This window comes from Nocardia carnea, from assembly GCF_029868855.1.
Lineage (GTDB): Bacteria > Actinomycetota > Actinomycetes > Mycobacteriales > Mycobacteriaceae > Nocardia > Nocardia carnea_A.
Genome location: NZ_JARWOV010000313.1, coordinates 1 through 21,100 on the forward strand (window position 1 = coordinate 1; position 21,100 = coordinate 21,100).

The 21,100-nt window shown below is 68.4% G+C and carries 18 protein-coding genes and 1 pseudogene; 6 read left to right on the forward strand and 13 right to left on the reverse strand.

Translation table 11 applies throughout. The annotated features are described in order from the left end of the window. A partial coding sequence (locus QH195_RS32250) for an Lrp/AsnC family transcriptional regulator (RefSeq protein WP_280438171.1) occupies positions 1 to 593 on the reverse strand: 593 nt, incomplete at its 3' end. A gap of 621 nt (positions 594 to 1,214) precedes the next feature. Here QH195_RS32250 and QH195_RS32260 point away from each other — a divergent pair. Both QH195_RS32260 and QH195_RS32265 read left to right on the forward strand, forming a co-directional pair. After that, entirely contained in the window at positions 1,215 to 2,018 is an 804-nt protein-coding gene (locus QH195_RS32260; RefSeq protein WP_280438172.1) for a cyclase family protein, read from the forward strand. Beyond that, positions 2,015 to 2,947: an MBL fold metallo-hydrolase gene (locus QH195_RS32265; protein WP_280438173.1), complete on the forward strand. Its 933-nt coding sequence runs from the start codon at positions 2,015 to 2,017 to the stop codon at positions 2,945 to 2,947. The genes QH195_RS32260 and QH195_RS32265 overlap by 4 nt, the downstream gene beginning before the upstream one ends. Before the next feature lie 42 nt (positions 2,948 to 2,989). On the opposite strand, the gene QH195_RS32270 is transcribed toward QH195_RS32265, so the two are convergent. Genes QH195_RS32270 through QH195_RS32280 form a run of 3 tightly spaced genes read right to left on the reverse strand, consistent with a single transcriptional unit; the run spans position 2,990 to position 6,409 of the window. Beyond that, complete coding sequence (locus QH195_RS32270) at positions 2,990 to 4,186, reverse strand: FAD-dependent monooxygenase (RefSeq protein WP_280438174.1); 1,197 nt, start codon at positions 4,184 to 4,186, stop codon at positions 2,990 to 2,992. 5 nt (positions 4,187 to 4,191) lie between these two features. Continuing rightward, positions 4,192 to 5,409: an FAD-dependent monooxygenase gene (locus QH195_RS32275; RefSeq protein ID WP_280438175.1), complete on the reverse strand. Its 1,218-nt coding sequence runs from the start codon at positions 5,407 to 5,409 to the stop codon at positions 4,192 to 4,194. A gap of 40 nt (positions 5,410 to 5,449) precedes the next feature. Continuing rightward, positions 5,450 to 6,409, reverse strand: coding sequence for a zinc-binding alcohol dehydrogenase family protein (locus QH195_RS32280; protein ID WP_280438176.1), 960 nt, complete (start codon positions 6,407 to 6,409; stop codon positions 5,450 to 5,452). Between the two features lie 64 nt (positions 6,410 to 6,473). Between QH195_RS32280 and QH195_RS32285 the strand changes: the two genes are divergently transcribed. After that, positions 6,474 to 7,112 carry a TetR/AcrR family transcriptional regulator C-terminal domain-containing protein gene (locus QH195_RS32285; protein ID WP_280402509.1) on the forward strand — a complete coding sequence of 213 codons (639 nt, stop codon included), beginning with the start codon at positions 6,474 to 6,476 and terminating at the stop codon, positions 7,110 to 7,112. 450 nt (positions 7,113 to 7,562) lie between these two features. Beyond that, entirely contained in the window at positions 7,563 to 9,746 is a 2,184-nt protein-coding gene (locus tag QH195_RS32290; protein WP_280438177.1) for an SMI1/KNR4 family protein, read from the forward strand. Positions 9,747 to 9,934: 188 nt separating this feature from the next. On the opposite strand, the pseudogene QH195_RS35335 reads toward QH195_RS32290, so the two are convergent. Both QH195_RS35335 and QH195_RS32300 read right to left on the reverse strand, forming a co-directional pair. After that, positions 9,935 to 10,337, reverse strand: a pseudogene (locus tag QH195_RS35335) (SDR family NAD(P)-dependent oxidoreductase). Between the two features lie 269 nt (positions 10,338 to 10,606). Further along, positions 10,607 to 11,377, reverse strand: a complete 771-nt coding sequence (locus tag QH195_RS32300) for an FAD-dependent monooxygenase (protein WP_348536815.1) — start codon at positions 11,375 to 11,377, stop codon at positions 10,607 to 10,609. Between the two features lie 151 nt (positions 11,378 to 11,528). Here QH195_RS32300 and QH195_RS32305 point away from each other — a divergent pair, with 151 nt between their 5' ends. Both QH195_RS32305 and QH195_RS32310 read left to right on the forward strand, forming a co-directional pair. Further along, positions 11,529 to 12,575 carry an AraC family transcriptional regulator gene (locus QH195_RS32305; RefSeq protein ID WP_280438179.1) on the forward strand — a complete coding sequence of 349 codons (1,047 nt, stop codon included), beginning with the start codon at positions 11,529 to 11,531 and terminating at the stop codon, positions 12,573 to 12,575. Then, entirely contained in the window at positions 12,572 to 13,579 is a 1,008-nt protein-coding gene (locus QH195_RS32310) for an amidohydrolase family protein (protein ID WP_280438180.1), read from the forward strand. Before QH195_RS32305 ends, QH195_RS32310 begins: the two co-directional genes overlap by 4 nt. Here QH195_RS32310 and pabB read toward each other — a convergent pair. From pabB to QH195_RS32345, 7 genes are all read right to left on the reverse strand, one after another. Then, entirely contained in the window at positions 13,532 to 14,674 is a 1,143-nt protein-coding gene (pabB, locus tag QH195_RS32315; protein ID WP_280438181.1) for an aminodeoxychorismate synthase component I, read from the reverse strand. The genes QH195_RS32310 and pabB overlap by 48 nt on opposite strands. Before the next feature lie 149 nt (positions 14,675 to 14,823). After that, complete coding sequence (gene folP, locus QH195_RS32320) at positions 14,824 to 15,696, reverse strand: dihydropteroate synthase (RefSeq protein WP_348536816.1); 873 nt, start codon at positions 15,694 to 15,696, stop codon at positions 14,824 to 14,826. Beyond that, positions 15,693 to 16,589: a formyltetrahydrofolate deformylase gene (gene purU / locus QH195_RS32325; protein WP_280438182.1), complete on the reverse strand. Its 897-nt coding sequence runs from the start codon at positions 16,587 to 16,589 to the stop codon at positions 15,693 to 15,695. Before purU ends, folP begins: the two co-directional genes overlap by 4 nt. Continuing rightward, positions 16,586 to 17,500 carry a bifunctional 5,10-methylenetetrahydrofolate dehydrogenase/5,10-methenyltetrahydrofolate cyclohydrolase gene (locus QH195_RS32330; RefSeq protein ID WP_280438183.1) on the reverse strand — a complete coding sequence of 305 codons (915 nt, stop codon included), beginning with the start codon at positions 17,498 to 17,500 and terminating at the stop codon, positions 16,586 to 16,588. Before QH195_RS32330 ends, purU begins: the two co-directional genes overlap by 4 nt. Further along, positions 17,497 to 18,363, reverse strand: coding sequence for a methylenetetrahydrofolate reductase (locus QH195_RS32335; RefSeq protein WP_280438184.1), 867 nt, complete (start codon positions 18,361 to 18,363; stop codon positions 17,497 to 17,499). Before QH195_RS32335 ends, QH195_RS32330 begins: the two co-directional genes overlap by 4 nt. After that, a complete protein-coding gene (locus QH195_RS32340) occupies positions 18,360 to 19,367 on the reverse strand; it encodes an alpha/beta fold hydrolase (RefSeq protein WP_280438185.1) in 1,008 nt (335 codons plus the stop codon). The genes QH195_RS32335 and QH195_RS32340 overlap by 4 nt, the downstream gene beginning before the upstream one ends. Positions 19,368 to 19,394: 27 nt before the next feature. Further along, positions 19,395 to 20,756, reverse strand: coding sequence for a hypothetical protein (locus QH195_RS32345; protein WP_280438186.1), 1,362 nt, complete (start codon positions 20,754 to 20,756; stop codon positions 19,395 to 19,397). Positions 20,757 to 21,100 lie beyond the last annotated feature (344 nt).

Sequence of the window (21,100 nt, forward strand, 5' to 3'; positions counted from 1 at the left end):
CCCGCGGGGGGGGGGCGGCGGGGGGGGGCGCCCCCCACAACCCGCCCCCCCCCCCCCGGGGGGGGGCCGCCGGCCCCCCGAGCCGGTGCGCGCGCCGCCGCCTGGAAAGCGGATTCCTCCGCTCGGCTGAGCGCATCCAGACGCCAGTGACTGCCGTGCCGGTGCACCGCCGTTGCGACGAAGGTCCGCTGGCTGGCCACGCCGGGAAGCGTCTCGAGATCGTCGAGCACGTACCGGGTGAGCGCGGCGAGATCCTCGGTGATGACGGTGAGGAGGATATCCCGTCCGCGCGTCGACTCTTCGACGGTGACGGCCCGCGGATCCGCGCACGCGGCGTCGACGACGGCCCGCCGGGCGCCGGGTAAACAGTCCACCTCGACCAAGGCGAGCGTGACCCGCCGATAGCTGCCGCCCGGGTGGGCCGTGATCCACGCGAGTCCGCGCTCCCGCAGCTCGGCCCACCTGGCGGCTTCGCCGGCCGCGGTCGTGCCCAGGATGCGTGCGGCCTCGGCCCACGATATCCGGGGAGCGACCTGGAGACCGTGGAGTAGCCGCAGCTCCTTCTCGTCGAGTACCGGATGCACGGAAATCATCGAACCGAACTTCCTGTTGCACGAATCCACCCAAATCAAGCCATCGTATCTCGCCGGATCGCATACTCGCTCTTCTCAGATGCTCGGAGGACACAATGACTGCGCTCGACGAACGCCTACGCCATGCGTGACGTCGTCGTCCGGCTTCGGCGCTCCCGGCCGGAGCTCGGTCTGCACCTGCCGCGTACGCAGGAAACGATGTCGGCCGCACTCGACGGCCTGCCGCTGGAAATCTCGACGGGTGGGCGGCGATGTCCGTCACGGCTGTGCTGCGCCGGAGCGGTGCCGTGTCCGGCCGGTGCCCGGTCCTGCTCCGAGGGGATACGGAGCCGATCCGGACACGGCGCCGTTCGACCGCAGCGGACAGGCGATCTTCGACGAAGCGATGCTTCCCTTGGTGTGGCCTGCTCGCGGAGCACGCATTGCGCCGTCCCCGCACCGTGGGTGTCCCCCGGAATTTCCGGCGGCAGACGTGGGCCGGCCGGACATTCGGGGCTCGGGTTCTCGACCGGTTACGTCGTCCTGTTCGTGCTGGTGGCAGTGGCGACTCTCCGCGGACGTGGGCCGACGTGACCACCCTTCACCAGGTGGTTCCCAAGAGGATGAGGAAAGCTGACGATCATGACACCGCTCGATATGCTGGCTGACGGCGTCACGGTCGTCGATCTCGCGCAACCGTTCGAGGTCGGTATGCCCGCATCGCCCACCCACCCGCCCTTCGAGTTCGCGCTGCGCCACCGGCACGGTGACTTCTCCTATCCGGACGGATTCACCGGTTCGCACGAAATCATGGTGCTGGGCGGACACGTCGGCACCCACCTGGACGCGGTCAGCCACGTCGCGGTGGACGGCAAGCTCCACGGCGGAGTTCCGGTCGCGGCAGCGATGCACGCGGGCCGCTATCGCACTCACGGCATCGACCAGGTGCGTCCCCTCGTCTGCCGTGGAGTGCTGTACGACGTGCCACGCAGCCGGAAAGTCAGGCGTCTGGAGGCGGGCACGGCCGTGGGGGTGGCGGATCTCGCGACCGGACCCGAGCCGAAACCCGGCGACGTAGCACTGATCCGGACGGGGTGGGCGCAGCTTTGGCACGATTCGCGGTCCTACGTCGGCGACGATTCCGGTGTACCCGGCATCGATCTGGGCGCCGCGGAATGGCTTGCCGGACATGGTGTCGCCGCCGTCGGCGCCGACACCATCGCCCTCGAACATCGCCCACCCGGCCCCGAACCCGCTCCGCTGCCGGTTCACCGGCTACTCCTGCACGAACACGGCATCAATCTGATCGAGGTGATGGCTTTGGAAACCCTGTCCGAGACGCTGGCGTCCGCCGGCACCGCGGAATTCCTCTTCATCGGCGCACCGCTCAACGTGGTGGGCGCCACCGGAGCGCCGATTCGCCCGCTGGCGGTGGTCGGCGTATGAGCGGCGACACGATCCAGTTGGGAGACGTGACGGTGACCCGGGTGGTGGAGTGGAGCGGGTCGATCAAGACGGTGAGCGCTTTCGTCCCCGACAGCACCCCGGAAGGCCGCGCGGCACTGGCCCCGGAGTTCCGCAACCCGGACGACGACGCGTATTACTGCGCGATCCAGAGTTGGGTGTTGCGCAGCGAAGGACGCACGATCGTCGTCGACACCGGCGCGGGCAACGACCGGGAACGTCCACAGATTCCGCAATTCGACCACCTCGAGACCCCGTTTCTGGATAATCTCCGCCGCGCCGGAGTCGAGCCCGAGGACGTCGACCTGGTGGTGAACACCCACGTCCACTACGACCACGTCGGCTGGAACACCCGGCTGGACAACGAGGAGTGGGCACCGACGTTCCCCAACGCTCGTTACCTCATTCCCCGCACCGACCGCGACTACTTCGATCCCGAGAACGAACACCGCCGTCCCCCGGTGTACACCGACGCCGACCGCCTGCGTCGCCGAGGCAGCCACCTCGTCTTCGCCGACAGCGTCGCACCGATCCTCGAGCAGGGGCTCGCGACGTTGTGGGAGGACAGGTACACCGTCGACGGGAACCTGACGTTGACGGCGGCGCCCGGGCACACGCCCGGATCGTCGGTTCTCGAGCTGAGTTCCGGCACGGACCGGGCGTTCTTCGTCGGAGACCTCCTGCACAGCCCGGTCCAGGTGGCCGAGCCGGCGGCCAACAGCTGCTTCTGTGAAGACCAGGCCGAAGCGCGCGCAACGCGTTCCCGGTTACTCGGCCGGGCCGCCGATACCGGTGCGTTGGTCGTGCCGGCGCATTTCCCCGGCCGGGGTGCCGCCGAGGTGCGCAGAACGGGGCAGACCTATGAGTTGCACAACTGGGCCGCCTTCGAACCTCCGATCATGGCGGGCTAGTGGGCGATCAGCTCTGTGTCCTCCTCGCCGCGGATATCGTTCTCACCGCGACGTGCCGGACAGCGCGCGTGTCCGCGGACCGTCCGCCCCCGTCGCCGGCCGACGGCCGCGGATTCTGCGGACCAGACCGAGGAGGACCGACCGCAGCACCTCGGCCCGGCGGCTGGACGGGACGAACATCTGCTGCTTGAGCCGCGCGATGCGCTGGTGCTTGGTGATGAACGAACGCAGGTCGGTCTCCCAGGTGTCCAGCGCGGCGGCGAGGTCGCCGGGGTGTTCCCGCAGGGCCGCGCTCAATGCGGCGCCGCCACGCAGCGCGGATGTGGCGCCCATGCCCGAGTAGAGGTTCATGCACCACGCCGCATCCCCCGCCAGCACGACCCGTCCCCTGCTCCACCGCGGCATCCGCACCTGGTGCACCGAGTCGAACAGGTGGTCGGGAGCCTCCTCCAGGGAGTCCAGGACGTGCCGCACCACGGGATCGTCCATTCCGGAGAAGACCGAGCGCAGCCGCTGAACCCGTGACCCGCTGAACTGCTCCTGGATGTCTGTCGTCCGGTAGGTCAGCAGCGCGGTGGGTGCGTGGTCGGCGAACCCGAACACCCACACCGCCCGCTTCGCGCGCGTCATGATGATGCTGTCACTCGCCTCGTACGACGGCACCTGCTCCTTCAGTTGAAAGGCGCAGATCATCGCGTTCCACGCGGTCAAATAGTCCTCGTCCGGGCCGAACACGATGCGGCGCACGCTCGAGCGCATCCCGTCCGCGCCGACGACCAGGTCGAAGCTCTCCCGGTACCGCGCTCCGGTGTCGGCCGTCTCGAGCAGGACCTGCACCTCGGCAGAGCCCTCGGTGATCGCGACCGGAGTGGTCCCGAACCGCACCTCGACGCCGGTGATGTTCTGCCACAGCGCGGCTTCGATGTCCCCGCGCAGCACCGCTGCCGGCTCCCCGGGCTGATCCAGGAATCCCAGGGCCGGTCTGCGCCTGCCCCGGCGATCCACCGACCACGAATGCGTACCGGCGGCCCGTTGTGGGTTGCGGGTGTGCAGATCGTCGGCGATGCCCAGCTCGACCGCGGCCTGCCGGCCCTGCGGGAACAGCCCGACGAAATAGCCCCCGGTACGCCGCTCGGGCGCCCGTTCGACGATCACCGGCGTCCAACCGGCCCGCCGCAGTCCGATGGCCGCGGACATCCCGGCGATCCCGAGCCCGACCACCAACGCCCTCTTCCGCATGGCCGTCACCGCGTCGCGCCGGACGGGACGGCGGCCGCCGCCGCGGTGTACTCCGCTGCCAGCTGGCGATGGACGACCCTGCGGACCAGCTCGAGAACGCCGGAAACCAGCACCTGGACCGGGCGACTCGACGGGACGAACCGCTGTTGCTTGATCCGTGCCGAGCGCCGCTGGCGGGTGATGTAGGGACGCAGGCCGGTCTCCCAGGCATCCAGCGCGGCGGCGAGGTCGCCGGGGTGTTCCCGCAGGGCCGCGCCCAGTGCGGCGCCGCCGCGCAGCGCGGACGAGGAGCCCATGGCCGAGTAGGTGTTCATGCACCAGGCCGCGTCCCCCACCAGCACAACCCGCCCCGTGCTCCACCGGGGCATCTTCACCTGGTGGATCGAGTCGAACACGTGGTCGGGGGCCCGGTCCAGGGAGTCCAGGACGTGGCGCACCACGGGGTCGTCGTCCATCCCGGAGAAAGCCGCGCGCACCTGCTCGATCGACGGTGCGGCGAACCGGTCCGGAATGTCCTCGGTGCGGTAGGTCAGCCATGCGCAGGGCGCGTGGTCGGCGAGTCCGAACACCCACATCGCGCGCTTGGGGCGCGTGACCATGACGCTGTCGCTCGCCTCGAAGGAGGGCACTTGCTCCGCCATCTGGAACGCACAGATCATCGCCTTCCAGTTCGCCAGATAGTCCTCGTCCGGACCGAACACCATCCGGCGCACGCTCGAGCGCATCCCGTCCGCGCCGACCACGAGATCGAAGTCCTCGAGGTACCGCTCGCCGGTGCCGGCGTTCTCGAGCAGGACTCGCACCCCGCCGGCGGTCTCGGTGATGTCGACCGGTGTGGTCGCGAACCGCACCTCGACCGCGGCCTCGGTCCCGTGGCCGGTGATGCCCTGCCACAACGCGGCCTCGATGTCGCCGCGCAGCACCGCTGCCAGCCCGCTGGGCGCGTCCAGCAATCCCAGCGCCGGCTTCCGCCTGCCCCGGCGATCCACCGACCACGAGTTCCCGCCCGGTCGCCATTCCGGGTTGCGGGTGTGCAGGTGCTCGGCAATCCCCAGGTCGGCCGCGGCCTGCACACCCTCCGGGAACATGAAGATGAAATAGCCCCCCGTCCGGCGGTCGGCTGCTCGTTCGACGATCACCGGCGTCCAGCCCGCCCGGCGCAGCCCGATGGCCGCGGACATCCCCGCGATCCCGAGCCCCACCACCAGTGCCCTCTTCTGCATGGCTTTCCTCTCTCCGATCACGTTCTGAGGGATCGGCGGCTCAATCCGGCACGATGACGGCGCGGCTGCGGCCGGTGTGTGCCCACGCCTCGCCGACCCGGCTCAGCGGGAACACGGTGTAGGGCAGCTGCAGGGACCCGTCGGCGAAGCGGGCCATGACCTCGGGCGCCTCGGCGAGCATCTCCTCGGCGGACCGCGATCCGACACCGCTTCCCGTGATCCGGATCCGCCTGCTGCGCAGCAGGTCCGCGGGCAGCGAGGCCGCCACGCCCGCGAGCGAGCCGATCTGCACGTAGGCCGTGTCCGCCTCGGCGTCCTCGCCGCTGCGGCCCAGCACGGCGAAGGTGACCTCGGCGACGGGCCCCCACAGGTAATCCAGTACGAGACCGGGCGACGTCTCGCCCACCGCATCGGCCAGGGCCTTCTCCATGCCGTCGGGCCCGTCGTGGGCCAGCGACACGGTCGTCGCTCCCGCACCGCGCAGCCGCTCCAGCGTCTCCGGATCGCGCCCGGCGGCGATGACCCGCTCGGCCCCGAGCGCCAATGCCCCCTGCACTGCGAGGCTGCCCGACATTCCCGTGGCGCCCAGTACCAGCACGGTGCCCAACGTCCCCATTTCCTTGCGCCGCGCGGTGAGGACCATCCAGCCCGAGAGACCGGGGTTCATGCCCGCGGCGATCGCGAGTGGATCTGCCCCCGCCGGGACCTCCGCCTGGAAGGGCGCGATCAGCCGCTCGGCCATCGTCCCGAAGGGCGGACGCGCGTATCCGGTGTAGACCAGGCGTCCGTCGCCGGTGCGAGCGACCGCGTCGATGCCCGGCACCAGCGGATACGTCATCTGCCCGTGGCCGTAGTGCCGCCCGGTGGTCAGCCCGCGAACGATGTGGTGCAGGCCGGCGCCGACGAGGTGTAGCGGCTCGTGACCGGGCGGGACCGTCGGCTCGGGGAAGTCGCTACAGACAGGTGATGTATCGGGGGTGGTGACAACCGCAGCACGCATCGGATTCTCCTTAACTAAGTTCAACGCTATGGTCAGCGTCCCTTAACAGTGTTAAATTGTCAATATGACCAAGGGCATCACCCGGGAACGGATCATCACGGCGGCACTCGAGCTCCTCGACGATCAGGGCATGGACGCCGTCACTGTGCGCGCCCTCGCCTCCCGGCTCGACGTCCGCGCCCCCGCCCTCTACTGGCATGTGCGCGACAAGCAGGAGCTGCTCGACGAGATGGCCACCGAGGTCATGCGCCGCGTGAGCAGCGCCTTCGCCGCGGTCCCACCCGGCGACGGCTGGCGCGACGATCTCACCGCCTACGCCCGCGTCCTGCGCTCGGAGTACTTGCTCCATCGCGACGGAGCCCGCGTCTTCAGCGGCACCCGGATCACCGACCCGAACGTGGTCCGCATGAAGGAGCCGTTGTTCGAACGCTGGGCCGCAGCGGGCTGGAAGCCCGGCGCCGCCGACGACGCCCTCGACGTGGTCACCGCGTTCGTCGTCGGCTTCGTCATCGAGGAGCAGGAGCGGCGCCAGTCCGCCGCGACCGATCCGACGCGCTACTCGGCCACCGAGCGTGACGCCTGGCTCGGCGAAGGCGCGCCACTGGTGAAGGAAGCCGGGCATTTCCAGGACGACGGCGACCAGCGGTTCGAACGGCATCTCGGCATCGTCCTCGACGGGATTGCCGCCCGGCCGGACGCGTGAGTCGACCGCGCCCGCGAGCCCGCACGAACTGTCGCCGCCGGGCGGTCGATTCCGGTGGCCAGGTCGTCAACCTGTCGGCCGCCACCACCGTCCCGGGCGCCACCCTCGCCGCGGCTGAGCCTCGTGCGGCGTATCGCCCGGCGCTGACCGCGGCGCAGGTCGAGCACCGGCTGGAAGCCACCGCCGACCACTCCGCCGCGGCGCTGCCGGGACTCGGCCCGGGGCACGGTGCACCCGGTGGCGGCGCTGACTACGCTGCTGCCCGAGGAAGAAGTCGCCGGGCCGCCGGTGACGGTCAGCCCACCGGCGGGCAGGTGCGGGCGCCGGGCGAACTCGGCCCGCTGCTGACGGTGCTCGGCGTGCTGGGTGCCGGGATCTTCGCGTTCGTGCTGGTGCGGCTCACCGTCGCGCGCGGGCCGGCGCCGAACGGCGGAGGAAAGACCGAAGACCATGGGATCAGACATTCTGCACTGCAGGCTGTTCCGGCGTCCGTTCGACGCCCGGCACGGCTGGACTCGCGCCGGGCGGCTCTCGGTCCGGATCGAGCGGGGCGGCGTCACCGGCCTCCTGACAGAAGTCGGCTGGCGCGCCGAGGACGGCGCCGAGACTTCCTTGACGTTGCCGGAGCTCGTGGGGAGCTACCGATCACCGGACGGCGAGATCTGGGAGCTTCGCGGCGAGCCGGCGCCGGAAAAGGTGGGTGAGCTCGCGGACCCTGCTGTCTACCGGGTCTTCGAGGGCGACACCGAGCAACCGTTGGCCCAGCACCCGCAGAATCCGCTGCGACTGCTACTGGACACCGGGGAGGGGCATCCCGTCCGGCTGTCGTGGCGGTCGGTCGGCGGGGAGGGCGGTCACGTCGTATTCGCGCCACCCTTTGAGGACCGCAATACCGCGAAGGTGGCCGACATCCAGGCCACGGCGGAGCACTCCGAGGCCGGCGAGGTGGCCGGCAACCTCCTCGACGGCTCCCTGTCGACCAAATGGTTCGCGCCGGTCCCCCGGGCGGACCTGGTACTGCGGCTGACCACGAATCGCACAGTTGTCCGTTACGAGCTGGACTCGGCCGACGACGCCCCGGACCGGGATCCCGGCGACTGGGAACTGCTCGGCTTCCACAACGGTCGCTGGATCGTGCTCGACGAACGCCACGGAGAACGATTCGGCGGGCGGCGCACGTCGCGGACGTTCACTGTCGCCCGGCCGCACACCTGCGACCGGTACTGGCTGCGGATCCTCGGCAATGCCGGGTCACCACACCTGCAACTGAGCGGACTGCGGTTCATCGCGGGGGAAAAGCCCGAACCGCCACCGACGTTCCTCGGCTGGTACCAGCGCCCCGGCGAAACCGCCGTCACGCTACACGGATTCCTGGTGCGGCAGGAGACAGCGACCACACCGGTGCCACCCCGTCCCGCCGAGGGCGCAGCCGGAGCGGCACCGGCGGCTCCGCCGCGATGGCAGGATTGGATCACCGGCTACAGCGAACAATGGTTCCGTACGGCGAGCGAGGAAGACCTCGAAGTCGCCGGGCCGCCACCCACCGGGCTCGGCCGGCCGCCGGCCGGCATCAGGGCAATCGAGCGGGCCGAGGCCCGGCTGGGGCAGCGGCTGCCCCCGTCGCTGAGGTCGTTCTACCAGGTCACCGACGGCCTGCTCGAGGCCGGAGCGTTCGGCGGGCGGGTGTGGTCGCTGGCCGAGCTGGACTGGATGCGGGAGACGAATGCCGATCTGCTCGACCTCTGGGGCATGTTCGTCGCGGACTCCGGTCCGCAGGCGCGGGCGTTGCAGATCGGCGCGAACGACGACGGCGACTACTGGTTCCTCGACCCCGCCGACGTCCGCGACGACGAGTGGGCCGCCTACACTTGGCATCCCGCGCACGGCGCCGACGCCGTACGTCACGACAGTTTTGCCGCCATGCTGGCCGATCAACGAACAACCCTCGAGCGGATCCGCGCCCGCCGGGGCCGCCCCGCCCACCCGGAGGGCGCCGGCATCTTCCTCGCCGAGGGGCGTCGCCTGGCACTGGCCGGTGATGTGGCAGCAGCGCACGAAACCCTGAACCGCGCGATGGACGCCGGTTCGGCGGTCGCGGCCTATCTCGATGCGCAGGTCCGGCTGTTCGCGTTCCCCGGCGACTGGTACGAAGCGACCCTGCGGGACGGCGTACTCGACAACGACCACGTGATGGCGGCCATCGACGACGATCACCTCCGCGGCGACCTCGTCCCGATGTACCTGGCCCTGACCCGGCCCGACCAGGTCCGTCCCTCCGCCGCCTGGGCGCGGTGGCTCACCTCGTTCGTCCCCCGCCTCGCCGCACGACCCGGCCGGCCGGCCGGTGACGACGAGCAGGACGACCGGGCATGGGACGCCTTCGCCGCGACTCTTGCCGGCGATCCGGTCCCCGACCCCGGGCCCTTCGGCCACGCCTGCGCCGCCGCCCGCGAACTCGTCGAGTTCGGACGTCCCGACGACGCCTGGACCGAACTGCGGAACGCATTGCCGTCCTGGCAACCGGATTCGCCGCTGCGGGTCATGCCGACCGTCCTGATCACCGACCCCGCGTTACGCACGATCATGACCCCGGAACGCCGCCTCATCGCCGCGATCACCCGCCGAAGCCGGTGAGTGACACCGACTCGAAACGGTCGCGCCTCCGAGATTCACCCTCGAGACCCTGCGGGCACTCGGGTGCCGACGGACAAAACGATCGTGACCTCAGCGGTCACTCAGGCCGCACAATCACTGCACTCTGCTGTTCGCCGACAACCGGCAGTAGCGAGTCCGCTCGGTCTGTACCCGGTGAACCTGTCGCCTCACACCTGAGTGAGGCCGCCGTCGACGGGCAGTTCGGCGCCGGTGATGTAGCTGGAGTCCGCCGATGCGAGGAACAGTGCTGTGGTAGCGACGTCGGCTTCGGTGCCGAGCCAGGGCCTGGGATTTGAAGTGCGGAGGCAACGTCTCGAACGAGGGGGTGCGAATCGCGCCGGGGCTGAGGACATTGACGCAGATGCGCCGCTCTTTCAGGTCGGTGGTCCACGTGCGTGCGAATGATCGCAGTGCGGCATTGCCTGCGGCGTACACCGTGCTTCCGGGGCTGCCCTGGACCGCCGCTGTCGGTGGGTGACATCGTGGTGCTCGCTCGACGAGCTCCGATCTCTGACGTCCCGATTCACCGCTCCCACACCGTTGGGCTCGCGCCTCAGATGTGAAGGCCATGTCGGTTCCACGCACCGAGGATCGGCGACAGTCGCGTACACCGTTACGATCGAGGAGCGGGAGGTGGTAACGCTCACGGGCACGGTTGTGGTCGACTCCGTTGCGCTGGAGCGTCTTTCCGAAGGGCGGGTTCGGCGCCCCGAGATCCGGGATTCGCGGGCAGACGCCGGAGACTGAGGCCGCGCTGATCGAAGTCACATCAACACGCCGCCTTCGGCCTGGCAGCAGTGACGGTTACTCCGACAGCCGCCAGCAGGTCGGTGCCGCGCTCACTCCTCCGGCCGGCCGAACCAGTAGGTGGCCACCCGCGCGAACTCGTCCCGGTCGGCGGGGCCCTGATCGACCCAGGCCACGATGCCGTCGGGACGAATGAGCAGGGCGCGGAGTTCGAGGTCGTTGCGCACCTCGCCGGCGACGTACCGGATCCGGCCCGCCCGCCCCTCGGCCGTGGCCTCCAGCGCGCGGTCCCCGCTGAAGTCGAGCGTAACGCCCATGCCCCGGCGCATCAGCTCGCCCAGGCGGATTCCGACCACGAAGCGGAAATCCGGGGCGGTCCTGCCGACGAGGGGGTGCTCGCTGCCGAGGTCGTAGCGGTCGAACATGCCCGAAGTCGTCCGGTACGCGAGCGTTGTGCCATCGGAGGTGCGCATCAGATCGTGGACCAGCTGCTGTAGCGCGGGGGCGTTGGGGCCCGGTTTCATGGTCGCCACCTGGGCGCGCGACCAGTCGAGCACCGCGGCGCCGACCGGATGACGTTCGCTGGTGTAGGTATCGAGCAGGCCGTCACGCGCGTGCCTGTGCACGGTGGCGGCGAGCTTCCAGCCCAGATTCACGGCATCGCCGAGGCCGAGGTTGAGCCCGCGGCCACCGAGGGGAGAGTGGATATGCGCGGCGTCGCCGGCGAGCAGCACGCGACCCCGGCGATACGCGGTCACCTGCATCGCGCGGTCGGTGAAGCTGGAAACCGCATGGACCTCGGTCAGCGTCACGTCGGTGCCGGAGATGCGGCGCAGAACCGCCTGGAGATGCTCGCGGGTCATCGAACCAATCCGAGACCCGTCGCGACCGGACATCAGGAATATGCGGAGGGCCTTGACAGCAGCCGGGCGGACGTCCAGGATCAACCATATTCATCATGGTGATTTATTCACTGATGGTCGAATCCGCATACGCAACGACGCTGGAGGCGGAATGGTAGCCGAAACTGCCGTGTCACCTGGGGCCCGAGACCCGCAGACGCTGGTCCACCCGACCTTCCTGCATGCCTACGAACGCTATCGGACCGGCAGTCCGGAGGCCGCCGCGATGGCGTGCGCACCGTTCCTTTCCGCACATCGGCTTTCGGTGCGGCGCAATCACGACGATTTCGACGCGCAAGGCCGATTCGCCGACGCAGGCCGCGCCGCCGTCGGTGACATGAGCTACGGCTCGGAAGTGGCCATCAACCGCCCAGGCCACCACCGCTACCTCGCAATCGGGATACCGGTCGCCGGCCATCTCGTGACGACGCACCGCGGACAGCGGTGCGTCGTGTCCGCGGGTCGCTCGATGGCGCTGATCGGCCCCGGTGAGCAGCTGCATTTGACCTTGAGCCCGGGGTGTGAGTTGTTGACGCTGCGGATCGACACCGAGTCGTTGCGATCCACGTTACGAATGCTCGCACCACAGACCGACGACCGGCCCCTGCGCTTCACCACCCCGGTCGTTTCCTTCGACGCCGGGATCGCCGTCTACGGCGCGGCGCGGTTACTCGTCGACGTATTCGAGCGCTTCCACACCTCGGGGGCAGTCCCGCGCCGCATCATCGACCGGATGTCGGAGCAGATGGTGAACACAGTGCTCTTGAGCCTCGAGCACACCCACAGTGGCGAACTCATCCGGGCCACACGACCCTGCCGGCCGTCGAGTGTCACACTCGCCGTCGAATTGATGACCGCCGAGACCTCGGCGATCTACTCCGTTGCGGACCTGGCACGGTGCGCGAATGTCACCGTGCGTGCACTCGAACTGGGCTTCCGCAAAACCCTGAACGTCACACCGCAGGCCTTCCTGCATCAGACGCGGATGACGAAAGCGCACCGCGATCTCGTCGCAGCCGACCCTGGGGACGGCACGACCGTCACCGAGGTGGCGATGCGGTGGGGGTTCGCGCATACCGGCCGGTTCGCCGCGCGATACCGAGAAATCTACGGCGTGATGCCCTCGGCGACACTGCGCCGCACGAAAGGGTTCGAATGAAAACAGGGAACGGTCTGGTGGACGTGCACGCGCATTTCACCACACGTGACTACATCGAGTCGGCGAAGGCCGCCGGCCGCGTCGAGCCGGACGGTATGCCGGAGGACTTCTGGCCACAGTGGACCGCTGAAGCGCATCTCGACCTGATGGACGAGGCGGGGATCACGCGTTCCATGCTGTCGCTGTCCTCGCCGGGTCTCCACTTCGGTGACGACGGCGCGGCGCGGTCACTTGCCCGGGAGATCAACGAGTTCTGCGCGGGCGTGGTGCGCAATCACCCGGATCGGTTCGGACAGTTCGCTTCGCTACCACTGCCCGATGTGGACGGTTCGCTGGCGGAACTGGCGTACTGTTTCGACGAACTCGGCGCCCATGGCGTCGCGCTGCTGTCCAATCACTCCGGAGTCCGGTTGGGCGACCGCCGGTTCGAGCCGGTTCTGGCCGAACTCGACCGCCGGGCCGCGGTGGTGTTGCTGCATCCGACGACCTGCCTAGGCCATGAAGCACTGTCCTCGGGCCGGCCGCAGCCGATGATCGAGTTCTTGTTCGAGACGGCTCGCACCGTGGTCGACTTCGTCCTCGGCGGGGCGGCGGAGCGTTTTCCCCACATCCGCCTGATCGTCCCGCACCTCGGTGGCGTGCTGCCCTTGCTCGCCGAACGCATCGAACTGTTCCGCATGATCGACGGCGCCTCCGCCGACCGGACCACCGTCGCCGAGCTGCTCGGCCGGTTCTACTACGAGCTCGCCGGTACACCGTCGAAAACCCAAATGGCGGCGCTGAACAGCATCGCGGCACCGGACCGGCTGCTCTACGGCAGTGACTACGCCTGGACGCCACGCGAGCACGCGATCCATCTGCTGCACACCCTCGACACGGTCCTGGCCGACGAACACGACGACTGGCGAGCACTCACCACCGCAAATGCCGATGCCCTCTTCGCCGACAGCCCGGCGTTATCGGGCGCCGCAGGTGGAGCCGAGCACCGCGGCCTTGACTTGTAGCTCTGCGTATTCCGGCGCCGGGCGCGAGCCCCAGGTGATCCCACCGCCGCTGCCGTAGACCGCGATACCGCTATCGCGGTCTACGAGCACCGTGCGGATCGCGACATTGAAGCGCGCGCGGCCACCTGGCGCGACAACGCCGACCGCGCCGCAGTACACACCGCGCGGCCCGTCCTCCAGCGCGGTGATCAACTCCATGGTGCGTTCTTTCGGCGCGCCCGTGACCGAGCCACATGGGAACAGGGCGCGGAACACCTCCAGGATCGTGGTGCCGGGATGCAGGCGCGCGCGCACGTCCGAGGTAAGTGTGTGCAGGGTCTCGTACTGTTCGGGTACACACAGCGAGGTGACACGGACGCTACCGGTCTCGGCGATTCGGGAGACGTCGTTGCGTACCAGATCGACGATCATGATGTTCTCCGCACGCTCCTTCTCGCTCGCACACAGGCGCCGGACGTTCTCGGCATCGGCGGCCGGCGTGGCACCCCGCGGTGCAGTGCCCTTCATCGGGCGCATCAGCAGCTCGTTGTTGCGAAGGTCGAAAAACAGCTCCGGGCTGGCGCCGGCGACGACGAACCGGCCGAGGTCGAGGAAGGCGTTGTAGGCGCCGCGCTGCGCGAGTGCGAGATCGGCGTACAACGCTGCGGGATCGCCCACGAAGCTCGTCTCCAGCCGGGTGGTCAAGTTGGTCTGGTAGGTCTCTCCGGCCGCAATCCACTCGCGCACGGCCTCGACACGTTCGCGATGAACCTCCGGCGTCCACACCGGACGCCAGGCCACGCGATAGCTCCCCCGCTGCTCCGCAGGTTCGGTTGACACCAGCGGCACCCGCACAGGTGCCGTGGAGATGCCGAACCACGCGAGCGGTAAACCCGGGACCGGATCCGCCACCGGCAACGCGAAGCCCGCGGCGGCCTCGTAGGAGACGAACCCGAAGGCCCACCAGCCGCGAGCCACGGCGCGTTCCAGTTCCGCCAGTACCGGCTCGACTTCCGACGGATGCTGCGCGACGAGGTCATACGCGAACCCCGGGAACGCCACGGCGGATCCCGCGCGCAGATCGTCGAAGCGCGCCGAAATATCGTGCGTCCGCACGGATACCTCCTCGGCCTGTGCCAGCGGTCGCCGGGCTCGGCCGGCGGCGCTCTGCGCCGCGGTCGACAAGGGAAAGATGAGAAAGGGGTGGGCAACCAGGTCACCGTCCGGCCGAAGTCCACCGAGTCCGATCCTCCGCTGAACTCCGCTCAGCGCTCGACGGCCGACGACAGACCCGAGCCCTGCATTGTCGCGGCGATCCGGACGGCGACCGCCGAGGTGGCGACGTCGTGCACGCGGACGGCGAACGCGCCGCGGGCCGCCGCGATCGCGGTGACCGCCGCGGTCGCCGTGTCGCGCTTCGCTGTATCAGGGATCGAACGCGCGAGGAAGGACTTGCGGGACGCACCCACCAGTACCGGACGGCCCAGTGCCTGGAGCGCATCGAAGCTGCGGAGCAGCTGCCAGCTCTGTTCGGCGGTCTTGGCGAAACCGAGCCCCGGGTCGACCACGATATGTTCCGGCTCGATCCCGGCGGCGACGAGATGGTCGAGCCGGGTACGCAGTTCGGTCACCACGTCGCCGACGACGTCGCGGTAGTGGGTGTGCAGGTGCATTTCACCGCTGTGCGCCCGCCAGTGCATGGCGACGTACGGTATGCCGAGCCCGGCGACGGCCGGGGCCATCGCCGGGTCGGCAAGCCCGCCGCTGACGTCGTTGACGATCACCGCACCGGCGTCGGCCGCGGCTTCGGCCACCGCCGACCGCATGGTGTCGATACTGACCGAGACTCCTGCGTGGGCAAGCTCGCGCACCACCGGGAGAACCCGCGTGAGTTCCTCTTCGACAGGCACTCTCGCCGCCCCGGGGCGGGTGGATTCGCCGCCGACGTCGACGATGTCGGCACCGTGGGAGACCATCCGCAGTCCGTGCCGTACCGCTTGCTCGGTGCGCAGATAGCGGCTGCCGTCGGAGAACGAGTCGGGCGTGACGTTGAGGATGCCCATCACCAGACACCGGCCGGAGGCACCCGGCGCGAACGGGTTCATCGCGGTCCCGAGACGGCGTACCGGTGCGCTCACCGGAACACGACCGTCCGGGCGTCGTCGAGCAGAATCCGGTTCTCCGCGTGCCAGCCGACGGCCCGGGACAACGCGAGACATTCGTTGTCCCGGCCGAGTGCGGTGACCTGCGCCGCGGACATCGAGTGGTCGACCCGCGCCATTTCCTGTTCGATGATCGGTCCCTCGTCCAGGTCGGCGGTGACGTAGTGCGCGGTGGCCCCGACCAACTTGACACCGCGTTCGTAGGCCTGGTGGTAGGGGCGGGCACCTTTGAAACTGGGCAGTATCGAATGATGGATGTTGATCGCGCGGCCGGCGAGCTCGCGGCAGAGGTCCGCCGAGAGGATCTGCATGTACCGGGCCAGGACGACCAGGTCGATCTTCAGGTCGTGGATCAGGTCCAGCAGCCGGCGCTCCGCCTCGGCCCGCACCGAGGGAGAGACCGGAATGTGATGGAAAGGCACCTCGAAGTTGTCGGCCATCACCGCGAGGTCAGGATGGTTGGACACCACGGCCGGTACGACGATGTTCAACGCGCCGGTGGACGCCCGATACAGCAGGTCGTTGAGGCAGTGCCCGTATGTACTGACCATGATCAGGGCTCGTTGCGGGACTCCGGCTCCGGTCAGCCGCCATGTCATCCGCAGCGGCGTTCCCACCGCCGCGAAGTCCCGCCTCACCCGGTGCAGGTCGAGGGTCCCACCGTCGGAGCGCTCGAAGTGCACCCGCATGAAGAACCGCGCCTGACGCGGATCGCGGAATTGCTGGCTCTCGATGATCGTGCATCCATGCTCGTGCAGAAACCGCGCTACCGCGAGCACGACGCCGGGCGTATCCGGGCAGTAGAACGCGAGGACCAGGCCGCTGCCCGCGGCGGCGTCCTCGTCCTTTCCGATCCCTGCCGTGGTCATGACGCCCGACTTTCGCGCTCCGCGGCGAGCCGGAGGTTGCGGGCCGCGAGCACCGTGTTCCGCATCAGCCAGATGTCGGTGACCGGCCCGACGCCGCCCGGCACCGGCGTCACCGCGCGGGCCCTGTCGACGATCTCGTCGAGCGCCACATCACCGACGATCCTCGGTGTGCTCTCGATGAAATTGATACCCACGTCGATCACCACGGCCCCGGCGCGGACATGCTCCGCGCGGATCAGCTCCGGCACACCGGCGGCGACGATGAGCACGTCGGCGCGCCGGGTGTACGCCCCGAGCTGATTGTCCACGCTGGCCCACTCGTCCACCGATGTCACCGCGGCCTGCTTGGCGAAGGCCAGCGAGACCGCCGGTTTGCCGACGTTGTTCGACCGGCCCACCACCACGATCCGCGCCCGCCGGTAGAACCGGGCCGGGTCCTGGCCCGTCGCGTCCAGCCACGAGTCCAGCACATGGAACACGGCGGCCGCGGTGGACGGGACGTAACGTGGTGCGCCCAGCGCGAGCATTCCAGCGTTTTCCGGATGCACCGCTTCGACATCCTTGCGGGGGTCCAGTGCAGCGAACACCGTCGCTTCGTCGACTCCCCGTGGCAACGGCCGTAGCACGAGGATCCCCGACACCGCCGGATCCTGATTCAGTTCTCGTACCGCGGCCGCCACGTCGGCCGCCGTGGCGGACCCGGCCAAGGTCTTGTGCTGCCGGGACACTCCGAGCACCGCCGCCGTGCGGTCGATCCGCCGCAGATACGCCTGCGACGCCGAATCGGCACCAGCTGATATCGTCGCCAGCGCCACCGGCACGCCGTCCGTCACCGCCGCGTGCAACTCCGCTGCGACGTCCTCACACAGCCGGGCAGCGATCTTGCGACCGTCGATGAGCTGCGCCGTCATTGCCTCGCTCCTGCGACGATCCGACGCTGCCAGGCCGCGGTCACATCGACCTGGTTGAAGGTGAACATATGCACCCCTTCGATGCCCAGATCGCCGGCGGCCAGCCGCTCGCCCATGTCCAGCAGAATCGTCTCAGGGGCGAACGTACGGCCCAGCAACAGGCCACCGACCATGCCGTGCTGTTTGGTCAGGTACCGGATCGACTGGCCTACACCGATTTTCAGGGACAGCTCCGCCAGCCGCGCGGTCTTTATCGGCGCGGCCAGTCCCACCCGCAGCGGCAACCGCAAGCCCTCGGCTCGTACTTCGTCTATCCAGTGGAGGAGCGCGGCGCCGTCGAAACACAGCTGGCTGACCATGTAGTCGGCGTGGAGCTGCTTGTCCAGCAGACCTTTCAGCAACGCCGCGTCCGAGATTTCGGGATGCCCTTCGGGATAACAGCCGACCCCGATGCGTCGTAGGTTGTGGTCGAAATCCGCCAGCGCGTCCAGCACCTGCCCGGCCGAGTCGAACCGGCCCAGTGGCTCGGCCGCGTCGCCGCCGATGACGAACAGTTCGTCCACACCGAGGTCGGTGATCCGGTCGATGAAGCGCCGCAACGCACCGGCATTTTCGACCATGCGTGCCGCCAGGTGCGGGACCACGCGATAGCCGTGCGCGACGGCTGCCGCTGTCTGCTCCAGGGTTCGATCCAGCCCGAACCGGGGCGAGCAGGTGATCGTCACCGTGGTGCCGGGTGCTGCGGCCCTGACCTTCGCGTCCGTCCCCTTCAACGGGATCACCTCGAATGAGGCCGAAGCAATCAGCTCGGTCACCCGTTCACGAATGGCCGGAGTTGCGTTCTCACAGGGAATACTCGTCATGGCACTTCCTCGAGCAGGAGTTCTCGGATCGCGTCCGTGACCTCGCCGGGGGTTTCCAGAGACCAGAAGTGACCGGCGTCGAAGTAACGCACGGAGACGTTCTTCGCATTGGGGATGTACTCCCGAGCGGCCTCGTAGAACTCCCGTGGCTGTGTCTTGCTGTCATATCCCTGCATGATCATCACCGGGCACGTCCATGCCGGTAGAAGCCGCGTACGCCGATCGATCCACTCCTGCCGGAACGTCGCGGAGTTGAAGTAGCGCGGCGTGGCCCGGTGACAGTCCTCGTACGAGAACTCCTGGATGACCCGGCGCATTTCGGCATCCGGAATCCTGATCTTGCCCACCCATGCGTACAGCGACACCACAAAACGCCTCGGGTCGTCCATGAGACCGGTACGCGGGGCCTCCGCGAACATGGGTCCCTGCGGAGCGAGTTCGGGGTGGAAATGATGAAGGTGCTGTTCTCCCCGCCCGTAACGAAGCACTCGATCGGAATGGTTCGCAGCGATGTAGTCGCCTTGTACCGTGCCGCGGTCATGGGTCACCAGGTTGAACCGGTCGACACCCATGGCGTCGAGAGCCTGCACGAGTTGTTCGGCCGCGGCTTCGTGCCGGTAATCACCCGGCGCTTTCTCCGACTGCCCGTACCCCTTGAGGTCGATGCCGATGCACCGGTGCGAACCCGACAGGGACGCCATCTGGTGGTGCCACTGGTACCACGAGTCCGGGATCCCGTGCAGGAACACGATCGGCTCGCCCTCGCCGCACTCGGCCCAATGGAAACGCACCACCTCCATGTCCCCGTCCACCTCGGTGAAGTGGTGGGTGAAGGTGACCCCGTCGAGGACCTCGGTTGCCCCGTCTGCGTCGGGTTCACGCGGCACGAGATCGGCGAACTCGGCGACCCGCGCCGCAACTTCTTCCTCGGGGGGGAAGAGATCGCCCAGCGCCTGCACCGCACGTGTGGGAAGCTCCGTGTACTGCAAAGTACTGCGTGGCATGGTATTTCCTTTCGAGCCCCATGGTGTTCAGACGAGAGCGGTGGTGCTCAACGTCGCCCTGATCGGAATCTGGGCGTGGCGCTCGACTCCCGGCCTGCCCGACCCGCCATCCGGCTCCCCCCACACCACGACCACTTCGGCACCATCGCGGGCGTCGGCCTCGTCCACCATTGCGAGCGAGCTGAACCCGCCGACGTTCGTCGTGTACGCCGCCCAGGTGGAAATGCCCACCGGGCGGTCGTCCAGCAGCACCGTGTCGTACTGGTAAGTCGAGTAGACCGCCGTGGGGAGCTCGAGGTATTTCGTCCGGGTGTCCCCGAACAGTCCGCCGGCCAACGCCTTCGCCGTGTCGTCGTCGTGCCACCGCAGCCACACTTTGCGTCGATGCGGCTCTTTCGCCCGGCGCCGCAGCGCGTCCGAACCGATGAAGTCACCGTCGAGCCGCAGCGCCCGCTCGTATCCCAGATCCCACGGCGTGACGTAGTAATCCTCGATCCGATCGGCCACGTAACTACCGCCGAGCGATGCGTTCGCCTCGAGGGAATCCGCGCCCAGCCACTCCCGGTAGGGACGCATGTCCTCGCCGCTGTAGATCGCGGGAACGGGAATCGGGATCCATCCGGACTCGACCGTCACCGACGAGTACGCGAGTGAACCGCCCTCACGCATACCGAATTCGGCGCCGGCTTCGATCAGTGCCGCCTTCACCTCATCCCGGTTCTCGGCGGGACCGAAGATCTCCAGGCCGGTCTTCTCCAACCCCGGCACGCCGATCATGGTGTGGTTGAGCGCACGGACTCCGACTCCGGCGATACTGAACTCGCCGATGCGAAAGAACTTGATCTCGGGCAAGGTGCCGCCGGACGCTTTCTCGACGATCCGCAGTGCGGCGGGCCCCTGCAGCTGATAGCGGAACACCAGCCGGCGGCCGGTCTTGTTGAACAAGATCGCCTCGTCCCGGACGATTTCGACGTCGTACCCGCCCTTTTCCACATGATAGGAGAGCCAGTCGCTGCCCATCGGACCGCCGACGACACTGTACTCGTCATCTTCGAGCCCGAATAGTATTCCGTCAGCGATCATGTGCCCGTCCGGGTTCACCGTGATCAGCTGCTTTGCCCGGTTCCGGCCGAGGTTCCCGACCTTGTTCGCGGTGACATCACCGAGCAGCCGCAACACATCCGGACCCTTGAAATACACGTCCGTCATATGGAACGACTGGTCGAAAAGCGTCGCCGTCTCCTTCCAGGCCGTCTGCTCGTCTCGCCAATTGCTGTATTCCGGCGGGATCGGAAACGGGAATTGTCCCGCCGGAGAACTACGCAGCATCGACAGTGGACCACCGAACTGGCGGATCCTGTTTTCGAGAGTGTGCGCATCAGCAGCCATTGCAGTGCCCCTTTCGCGGAATTCCGGAGACGCCCCACGGAGTTCCTGTGTCGCCGATAACGACCGCTCCCGGTATCCGGCGCGGTCCATTCGACCCTATGAATTTCGGAAACCGCCGCCAAGCCACAAGACGAAGGGCCGCGATACACTTTGCGAAGCATCGACCGAAAGGGTCTCGTTTTCCGGCCGCGGTACCGAGCAGGCGCCTGGCCGAATCAAGTTTCCGCGCAGGAAGGTTCGGCCTGCTCGGCATTCGCGAGTCGCAGTTCGCCGGGAAGAGCAATACGCGAAGGAGACAAGGCGCGAATCCGAAACAGGTGTTGCATTCCCATTCGGTTTTTCAG